The 9057-nt window shown below is 59.7% G+C and carries 6 protein-coding genes, 1 pseudogene and 2 riboswitches; of the genes and pseudogenes, 6 read left to right on the top strand and 1 reads right to left on the bottom strand.

Annotation, left to right across the window (positions count from 1 at the left end):
- The coding region (locus tag L610_RS18535) for a BCCT family transporter (protein ID WP_186441610.1) at positions 1-747 on the top strand (747 nt) is incomplete at its 5' end.
- 379 nt (positions 748-1126) lie between these two features.
- Here the strand turns inward: L610_RS18535 and L610_RS18530 are convergent.
- Positions 1127-1303 (bottom strand): annotated as a pseudogene (locus tag L610_RS18530) (IS3 family transposase); the annotation flags it as partial.
- Positions 1304-1443: 140 nt separating this feature from the next.
- A riboswitch (cobalamin riboswitch) is annotated at positions 1444-1645 on the top strand.
- 98 nt (positions 1646-1743) lie between these two features.
- Here L610_RS18530 and L610_RS18525 point away from each other — a divergent pair.
- The 5 genes from L610_RS18525 (at position 1744) to L610_RS18505 (ending at position 8927) form a co-directional block, all read left to right on the top strand.
- The gene (locus L610_RS18525; protein WP_144706883.1) at positions 1744-4626 is read left to right on the top strand and encodes a ribonucleoside-diphosphate reductase subunit alpha; all 2883 of its coding nucleotides are present in this window, start codon (positions 1744-1746) and stop codon (positions 4624-4626) included.
- 26 nt (positions 4627-4652) lie between these two features.
- Positions 4653-5768 carry a ribonucleotide-diphosphate reductase subunit beta gene (locus L610_RS18520; protein WP_144706881.1) on the top strand — a complete coding sequence of 372 codons (1116 nt, stop codon included), beginning with the start codon at positions 4653-4655 and terminating at the stop codon, positions 5766-5768.
- Positions 5769-5922: 154 nt separating this feature from the next.
- Positions 5923-6137, top strand: a riboswitch (cobalamin riboswitch).
- Positions 6138-6253: 116 nt separating this feature from the next.
- Positions 6254-7501: an aromatic ring-hydroxylating dioxygenase subunit alpha gene (locus L610_RS18515; protein ID WP_144706879.1), complete on the top strand. Its 1248-nt coding sequence runs from the start codon at positions 6254-6256 to the stop codon at positions 7499-7501.
- 14 nt (positions 7502-7515) lie between these two features.
- Positions 7516-8622 carry a hybrid-cluster NAD(P)-dependent oxidoreductase gene (locus L610_RS18510; protein ID WP_144706877.1) on the top strand — a complete coding sequence of 369 codons (1107 nt, stop codon included), beginning with the start codon at positions 7516-7518 and terminating at the stop codon, positions 8620-8622.
- Positions 8619-8927 (top strand): hypothetical protein, encoded by a 309-nt coding sequence (locus tag L610_RS18505; protein WP_144706875.1) that lies wholly within the window; start codon positions 8619-8621, stop codon positions 8925-8927. Before L610_RS18510 ends, L610_RS18505 begins: the two co-directional genes overlap by 4 nt.
- The last annotated feature ends 130 nt before the right edge of the window (positions 8928-9057 follow it).

The following is a 9057-nucleotide window of genomic DNA, read 5'->3' as shown; positions in this document are numbered from 1 at the left end:
GGCGTACGGCGGCTTTCGGAGATAAACATGGTGCTGGCGGCCCTTCTGCTGCTGTTTGTAATCGCAACGGGGCCAACACTTGCCATCGTCTCCGGCTTCTTTCTGAACCTGGCAGCCTACGTCGAATMCCTGCCGGCGCTGTCGAACCCATTTGGTCGTGAAGACGATAATTTCAGACAGGGATGGACGGCTTTCTACTGGGCCTGGTGGATCTCATGGTCCCCATTCGTCGGCATGTTTATCGCTCGTGTCAGCCGGGGAAGGACGGTGCGCGAATTTATGATCGCGGTGCTTCTGGTGCCGTCACTTGTGTCGGTGCTTTGGATGACAAGCTTTGGCGGCACAGCTATCAGCCTGATCGGTGCAGGCTTCAACGATATCTCGGAAGCAGCACTCGAGCTGCAGCTATTTGCCATGCTATCTCATCTGCCGCTGACATCGATCTCTTCGTTTGTCGGCATCATTCTCGTGATCGTCTTCTTTTGCACCTCCTCGGACTCCGGCTCGCTGGTGATCGATACCATCACCGCCGGTGGCAAGGTCGACGCTCCGACTGCACAGCGCGTGTTCTGGGCGACCTTTGAGGGGCTCGTGGCGATTGCACTACTGCTCGGTGGTGGCCTCGCGGCGCTGCAGGCGGCAGCCGTTTCGACAGGGCTGCCGTTCACGATTGTGTTGTTGCTCGGCTGCTACGCGCTCGCGCGTGGCCTGATGTCCGAGCCGCGAGGTATTGCAGCCTCAAGCTAACGTGGAAGCATCGCGCTTGGCTTCCCGGCATCGCACCCAGAAATGTTGTATTCGCTGCATGCCGCGGCGCGGCATTGAGTCAGGCGTGATGTCCACGGCCGCTAGGCTAGTCAATATCATGCAGCAGGTGGGCCACTGCTGCGCCGATCTTTGCCGTTGGCTATGATGGTATTCGTTAAAGCCTCATCGCCTCAGTACAGTGTCTCTTGATAGCTCTAACCGGGTGTCCTCCAGTTCGGCTGGTTTAACCCTTTGAAGCACCTCAGCTGTTCGCGGTATTGTTGCGCTTTATCTCCACCAACCTTATGGCGAAATGACAGTGATCTCTAAACTTAATGGTTGAACCGCGCCGGGTTTGCCGGAGGCTGATTTGGTTTAGTTACGCGGCCATGGCTTCAGTTTCCAGAGCCGCGTAGAAGTTTGCCTCGGCTTCGGCGGGCGGGATGTTCCCGATCGGCCCGAGCAGGCGGCGGTTGTTGAACCAGTCCACCCATTCGAGGGTTGCGTATTCCACGGCCTCGAAGCTGCGCCAGGGCCCCCGACGGTGGATGACCTCGAGCGAAACCCAGAGATCATAGCCGAATGGCGACGCGCAGACGCTTCTGCCTCGGCTGACGAATGTCCTACATAGGTATGGCCCCGCAATAGACCTCTGGATAACGTTTCTGTCTGTTGACAGCCCGGGGTGCTCGGACACTATATCTAGTGTGTTACGGTCTTCCTGCCTTCGGGCTGGGAGCTAAGAGGGAAGTCGGTGCCCGTTTGGAATGCCGACGCTGCCCCCGCAACTGTAAGCAGTGAGCTTCTGTCGATTTCGCCACTGGTGCTGTGCACTGGGAAGGCTGGCAGAGGCGGTGAACTGCGAGCCAGGAGACCTGCCGTGACGCAATGTTTCGAACCTCGGGCGGGGTGTCCCGGTGGTGCGCATTTGCCGTAGCGGCTTCATCCGCGCGTCAAGCGTCCTGCCCTCCCCGTCTCCATCAACGACACGGGGATATGATGTCGGCGATTTCTACCTTTCCATCCGAGCGAACGAGCTTCGTTACTCTTTCCAGTGAATCCGGTGATAGCGGCTCCGCTGAACCTGCCTACCGTATCGTACGCCGCAACGGCACCGTGACGCCGTTTGACGCCCGAAAGATCAGCATCGCCCTCACGAAAGCATTTCTCGCGGTAGAAGGAAGTGCGGCAGCAGGCTCCCGGCGCGTTTACGAAGCCGTCGAGGAACTGACTTCCCAGGTAGTAAATGCGTTGATGCGGCGCTCGGGCGAAGGCCGCCTGTTCCATATCGAGGATGTGCAGGATCAGGTCGAGCTTGCCCTGATGCGCGGCGAACACCACAAGGTTGCCCGCGCCTATGTCCTCTATCGTGAAGAGCGCGCCCGCGAGCGCGCAGCTGAACAGGCCGCTGCGGGGGCTGCAGTGCCTGCGCTGCGGATGACTGCCGGAGATGGCACCCTGCATCCGCTGGACGTAGCGCGCCTTGCACGGATCATCGCGGAATCCTGCGAAGGGCTGGAAGCGGTGTCACCTGACCCGATCCTCGCGGAAGCGAGGCGAAACCTCTATGACGGCATCACCCAGGACGAGCTGTCGCTTGCGCCGATCATGGCGGCGCGCACACTCATCGAGCAGGAGCCGAATTACGCCTACGTTGCCGCACGTCTCCTTCTCGACCGGCTTCGGCGCGAAGCGCTGACCTTCATCGGTGGGCGCCCGGAACAGGCGACCCAGGCGCAAATGACGACGCGCTATGCCAGCTACTTCCCCGACTTCATCAGGACGGGTGTAGAGGCGGGCCTCATCGACCCCGAACTTGCGTGCTTCGATCTCGAACGCATCGGGGCAGCGCTGAAGCCGGAGCGCGACCTGAACTTCCAGTATCTCGGCCTGCAGACGCTCTACGACCGCTACTTCCTGCATGTCGAGGGGAAGCGTTTCGAGCTGCCCCAGGCCTTTTTCATGCGCGTGGCTATGGGCCTTGCGCTGCGTGAGGCCGACCGGGAGGCGCGGGCGATCGAGTTCTATGACCTCCTGTCCTCGTTCGACTTCATGGCGTCGACGCCGACCCTCTTCAATTCGGGCACCACACGGCCGCAGCTCTCCTCCTGCTTCCTGACAACGATCGGCGACGACCTCGAGGCGATCTTCAAGGGCATCAAGGACAATGCGCTTCTCGCCAAATATTCTGGCGGGCTCGGCAACGACTGGACGCCGGTCCGCGGCCTTGGCGCGCATATCAGGGGCACCAACGGCCTCAGCCAGGGCGTCGTACCCTTTTTGAAGGTCGCGAACGATACCGCCATCGCTGTCAACCAGGGCGGCAAGCGCAAGGGCGCGGTATGCGCCTACCTCGAGACGTGGCACATCGACATCGAAGAGTTCCTCGACCTGCGCAAGAACACCGGCGACGACCGCAGGCGAACCCATGACATGAACACGGCCAACTGGATACCGGATCTGTTCATGGAACGTATCCAGATGGACAGTGACTGGACCCTGTTTTCCCCGGACGAGACGCCAGAGCTGCATGATCTCTACGGTGAAGCGTTCCGGAAAGCCTATGTCGCCTATGAGGAGAAGGCAGAACGCGGCGAGATTAGGGTTTTCCGCACCGTCCGCGCCGTCGAGCTGTGGCGCAGGATGCTGACCATGTTGTTCGAGACAGGTCACCCCTGGATCACGTTCAAGGATCCGTGCAACATCCGCTCGCCCCAAAGGCACGCGGGCGTCGTACATTCCTCGAACCTGTGCACCGAGATCACGTTAAACACCTCGAAGGACGAGGTCGCCGTGTGCAACCTCGGTTCCGTGAACCTTCTCAACCACCTCGACGAGAACGGCCTCGACCTTGATCGACTGTCGCGTACTGTCCACACCGCGATGCGCATGCTCGACAATGTGATCGACATCAACTTCTACACAATCCCGGAAGCGCGTGCGTCGAACCTGCGCCACCGCCCCGTCGGCCTCGGCCTGATGGGTTTCCAGGACGCGCTGCAGAAGCTGCGAATCCCCTATGCCAGCGATGCTGCCGTCGAATTTGCCGATTGGTCGATGGAAGCGATCAGCTATTGCACGATCTCGGCCTCGGTGGACCTTGCGGCCGAACGTGGCCGCTACGAGAGCTTCGAGGGCTCGCTCTGGTCCAAGGGCATCTTGCCGATCGACTCGATCCGGCTGCTGAAGGAAGAGCGGCCTACCCTCAGCATGGATGAAGCCCGCACCCTCGACTGGAACAGTCTTCGCGAGCGTGTAAAGACCGTCGGTATGCGCAACTCCAACACCATGGCAATTGCGCCGACCGCCACAATTTCGAATATCTGCGGCGTCTCACAGTCGATCGAACCCGCCTACCAGAACCTGTTCGTCAAATCGAACATGTCCGGCGACTTCACGGTCGTCAACGCACAGCTGGTGCACGACCTCAAGGCAAGGGGGCTATGGGACGAGGTCATGGTCTCGGACCTGAAATACTTTGACGGATCAGTTGGCGAGATCGGCCGGATCCCCGATGACCTCAAGGCGTTGTATGCCACCGCGTTCGAGATCGAACCGAAGTGGCTGATCGAAGCGGCATCGCGCCGCCAGAAATGGATAGATCAGGCGCAGTCGCTTAACCTCTACATCGCCAATCCAAGCGGCAGGAAGCTCGATGAGCTTTACCGGCTTGCCTGGAACAAGGGCCTGAAGACCACCTACTACCTGCGTTCCCGCTCGGCCACGCACGTTGAGAAATCGACCCTGAAGGGAACGGACGGCAAGCTCAACGCGGTGAGGCCGGCAACCCTCGTGCCTGCAACCGTGCCGGCGGGAGCGAACGGTGCATGGGGCAAGGCCTGTGCGATTGACGACCCCGAATGTGAAGCCTGCCAGTGAGCAGCAAGAACAAGGAGACAGGAAGCATGCTCGACTGGACTGAACCGAAATCAGACGTTGAACCCGCGCGGCCAGATAAATTCGCAGGCAATGCCACCGGCCTCGGCGAGATCGAACGGGGCGGCGCGCGCGTTTCGGTCGACGACAAGCGCATGATCAATGCACGGGCCGATGTGAACCAGCTCCTGCCGCTCAAGTACCGTTGGGCGTGGGAAAAGTACCTGGCCGCCTGCAACAACCACTGGATGCCGACCGAAGTATCCATGCAGGCCGACATCGCGCTGTGGAAGTCGCGAGACGGTCTCACCGAGGACGAGCGGCGCATGCTCAAGCGCAACCTCGGCTTCTTCGCCGCATCGGAGTCTCTGGTTGCCAACAACATCGTGCTCGCGATCTATCGCCACCTGACCAACCCCGAATGCCGCCAGTACCTTCTTCGGCAGGCGTTCGAGGAGGCGATCCACACTCACACCTTCCAGTATATCGTTGAAAGCCTTGGCCTCGACGAAGGTGAGCTGTTCAACATGTACCGGGAGGTGCCGTCGATCACGGACAAGGCCGCCTGGGCGCTGAGGCATACCCAAAATCTCGACGACCCGGACTTCCGGACGGGCACACCTGAGGCCGATCAGGCATTCCTGCGCGATCTCGTCGCCTTCTACGTCATCTTCGAGGGCATGTGGTTCTACACGGGCTTCGCACAGATCCTGTCGCTCGGGCGACGTAACAAGATGGTCGGCATCGCGGAACAGTACCAGTACATCCTTCGCGACGAGTCGATCCATCTGAACTTCGGCATCGACGTCATCAACCAGATCAAGATCGAGAACCCGCATCTGTGGACGCAAGCGTTCCAGGACGAAGTGCGCGGCATGATCACGGAAGCTGCTGAACTTGAAGCTGCCTACGGACGCGATACCATGCCCCGCGGCTTCCTTGGCCTCAACGCGGCGCTGTGCGAGCAGTACATGCACTTCATCGCCAACCGCCGCTGCGCACAGCTCGGGCTGCAACCTGCCTTCGCCGACGTCGAAAATCCGTTCCCGTGGATGTCAGAAGCGATGGACCTCAAGAAGGAAAAGAACTTCTTCGAGACGCGGGTGATCGAGTACCAGAGCGGCGGCGCGTTGAGTTGGGATTGAGACCTCAACATTGACCCGCCGAGCGTGTGAGACCGCGCTCGGCGGTTGCTATGGCAGCACCTGTGTATCGGCGCGCAGGCGTGTCGAGTTTGCAGCTGTCGCGTTTTCGCGTGGGCATGTCGTTTTCGCGCTCACCCCGAAAATGCCCGTGTGATCTGATCAGGTCGTTCAAGGTGCCTTCCGACGTCGTGTCGGCAGGATAATTGGGAAGCCGGTGTCCTCAAGAAGAGAAAGCCGGCGCTGCCCCCGCAACGGTAGCGAAGCGAAAAMCCCGACGTGAAGCCACTGGGCGAGAGCTTGGGAAGGTGTCGGAAAGGCCAATTGGCCAGCTTCGGAGCCCGGAAACCAGCCTCGAACATCTGAAACGACTGATCGCGGTGGGCGGTCAAGTGGCAGAGCGCTCAAGGCGACGTCGGCGACGCGCGCGTGACCAACTCCTCCACCCCAACCACCAGTTCAGTCCTTGTGCCAAGGCGAGGACGGACATGGATATTCACGACGAAATGCTGGCGCGCTTGCGGAACCGAAAGCCCGGTTTTAGCCTCGATCGGCCCTTTTATATCGATCCCGCATACTACCAGCTTGATCTGGAACACGTTTGGTACCGTGACTGGCTCTTCGTCGGTCACGACTGCGAAATTCCTGCCCCAGGAAACTACTTCACCGTCGAGGTTGGAGCCTACTCGGTCATCGTTGTGCGTGGTGATGATGGCCAGATCCGCGCTCTCCACAATTCCTGCCGCCATCGCGGCAGCCGGGTGTGCCTTGAGCACAAGGGGGCAGCCGCTAAGCTGGTCTGCCCGTATCACCAATGGACTTACGATCTCGACGGATCGCTCCTGTTCGCGCGTCAGATGGGCGATGACTTCGATACGTCTGCGTTCGGCCTCAAGTCGGTCGCCTGCGAGGCCGCCGGCGGTTACATCTTCATCTCTCTCGCGAAGGACCCAATGGATTTCGCGCCGTTCCGCGCAATGATGGAGCCGTTCTTCCTGCCGCACCGCCTCAGGGAGGCCAAGGTCGCCTTCGAATCCACGATCATTGAGAAGGGAAACTGGAAGCTGGTTTGGGAGAACAACCGCGAGTGTTACCACTGCGCGGCAAACCACCCAGAGCTCTGCAAGACCTTTCCAGAGGCCCCGACGGTAACGGGGGTGTCCGGCGCGCAAGACGATCCCGAAATCGTCGCTCACTGGGAAAAATGCGAAGCCATCGGATTGCCGAGTGCGTTCACTATTGACGAGAGCGGACAGTATCGCGTGACGCGCGTGCCTCTGCTAAGGGACGCCATCAGCTACACGATCTCGGGGCGGAAGGCCGTGCAGATGCGCCTGTCGGACAATGTCCACATGGATCGAATCGGCTCATTGCTGCTCTATCATTACCCGACGACCTGGAACCATATTCTCTCGGACCATGCGGTGACGTTCCGCGTGCTGCCGATTAGCGCGACAGAAACCGCTGTCACGACGAAATGGCTGGTGCACAAGGATGCGGTCGAAGGCATCGACTATCGCCTTGACGAGCTGATCCATGTCTGGACCGAGACCAACGATCAGGATCGCCGTATCGTCGAAGACAATGCGAGAGGCATCCAGTCGCCTGCCTACCAACCCGGCCCTTACTCCCAGATACATGAGGGCGGCGTCATCCAATTCATCAACTGGTACGCCGAGTTCATGGAAAAGCGCCTGTCTGGCAGCGGGCAGCCCTCTTTGCGATCCGTCGCCTGAATGGAGCACTGGACATGACCCTGATGCTGACAGGCACGGTTCCAGTCCCGCTTCCGCTGGACGAGATCAAACCGTGGAACGCCACCCGCCAGATGCTGGTCTGTACCAGCGTGGTTGATGAGGCGCCGGAGGTGAAGACGTTTACATTCGCAGTCGAGGACGGCGGATGGTTTCGATACATGCCTGGCCAGTTCATAACCGTCGAACTGCGTACCAAGGACGGAGATCTGCATCGGACTTACACGGTCTCTTCATCCCCGTCTCGGCCATACGCGATCTCGATCACGGTCAAGGCACAACCAACCTCAGTTGGCACACGCTGGATGTTCGAAAATGTTCGGCCCGGCTCGCGTATCCGCGCCTATGGGCCGAATGGGCATTTCAGCCTGATGCTCCATCCGGCAAAGAAGTACCTCTTCATCTCAGCTGGATCTGGCATCACGCCGATGATGTCCATGTTGCGCTGGCTATTCGACTGCGACCCTGGGGCTGACGTCACCTTCGTGAATTCGTCACGTCGGCCAGAGGACATTATCTTTCGCGACGAACTAGAGATGCTTGCGCGTCGGATGCCCAATCTGACGATCGGCTTCCTGCCCGAAATGCGTTCGGCGGTCTCGCCTTGGGGTGGCCTGATGGGCCGTGTCGACCGTCACAAGCTCGCGCTTCTCGCGCCGGATTTCATGCGGAGAGAAATCTTCTGCTGTGGCCCCGAGCCTTTCATGTCTGCGGTCAGCGGAATCGTCAGGTCGGAAGGTTTCGACATGGCGCATTTCCATCAGGAGAGCTTTGGCGCTTCCTCCTTTGCGCGACCAGCCCAGATGGAAGGTGAGGAGCGAAATTTTGAGTCGACGTCGTCCGCGCTGACCGTCACCTTCCTTGGTACAAACAAGCGTGGCGACTGCGCACCGGGGCAAACGATTTTGGAAGCTGCTCGCAATGCAGGTGTACGAATTCCTTCGGCGTGCCAGTCCGGCATTTGCGGGACCTGCAGGGTCTTCAAACGTTCTGGCGATGTCGAGATGCGTCATAACGGCGGTATCAGCCAGCAGGACATTTCAAGCGGTTACGTGCTCGCATGCTGTTCCCGCCCCCTATCCCCAATAGAGGTGGACGCATGAAAACGCCTGAACGCGACGGTTTGAATACGGTAGGTCGAAGACGCCGAGAAAGGGCGACGCTGGCAAAGGTTTCACCTCTGCCACCGCCAGAGGAAGTGTTCGCCGACTGGCTCGTCTCTGTGCAGCCGAATGCCTGCCTTGAAGCGGCTGCGCGCAACCAGATCGAGATGATAGACCGCTCGTCCGTCGCGCTACACCCATCCGTTCAGCAACTGCGTCTGCTCCTACTTGCCGTCGTCGATGACAGCGTTCGGAAAAGGCAAGACGATATATTGGTCTGCCCCCTGAAAAGTGGTCCTCCCTGAAGTAGGCTATTGAGCCGTAGGAGGACGTTGGAATGCCCCAGAAGAAGCACAAASCCGAAGAGATCGTGGCGAAGCTGCGCCAAGTCGATGTTCTGTTGTCGCAAGGTCGTTCTGTCGGAGAAGCGGTCCG

The organism is Aminobacter sp. J44 (assembly GCF_007829415.1).
In the GTDB taxonomy this organism is placed as follows: domain Bacteria; phylum Pseudomonadota; class Alphaproteobacteria; order Rhizobiales; family Rhizobiaceae; genus Aerobium.
Note: the sequence above shows the minus strand (reverse complement) of the source record. Positions and strands in the feature narration are given on the sequence as shown.

Bases quoted from the DNA above. Each gene is read 5' to 3' on its own strand.
- L610_RS18525 (WP_144706883.1), top strand. From the start codon at position 1,744: ATGATGTCGGCGATTTCTACCTTTCCATCCGAGCGAACGAGCTTCGTT.
- L610_RS18520 (WP_144706881.1), top strand. From the start codon at position 4,653: ATGCTCGACTGGACTGAACCGAAATCAGACGTTGAACCCGCGCGGCCA.
- L610_RS18515 (WP_144706879.1), top strand. From the start codon at position 6,254: ATGGATATTCACGACGAAATGCTGGCGCGCTTGCGGAACCGAAAGCCC.
- L610_RS18510 (WP_144706877.1), top strand. From the start codon at position 7,516: ATGACCCTGATGCTGACAGGCACGGTTCCAGTCCCGCTTCCGCTGGAC.
- L610_RS18505 (WP_144706875.1), top strand. From the start codon at position 8,619: ATGAAAACGCCTGAACGCGACGGTTTGAATACGGTAGGTCGAAGACGC.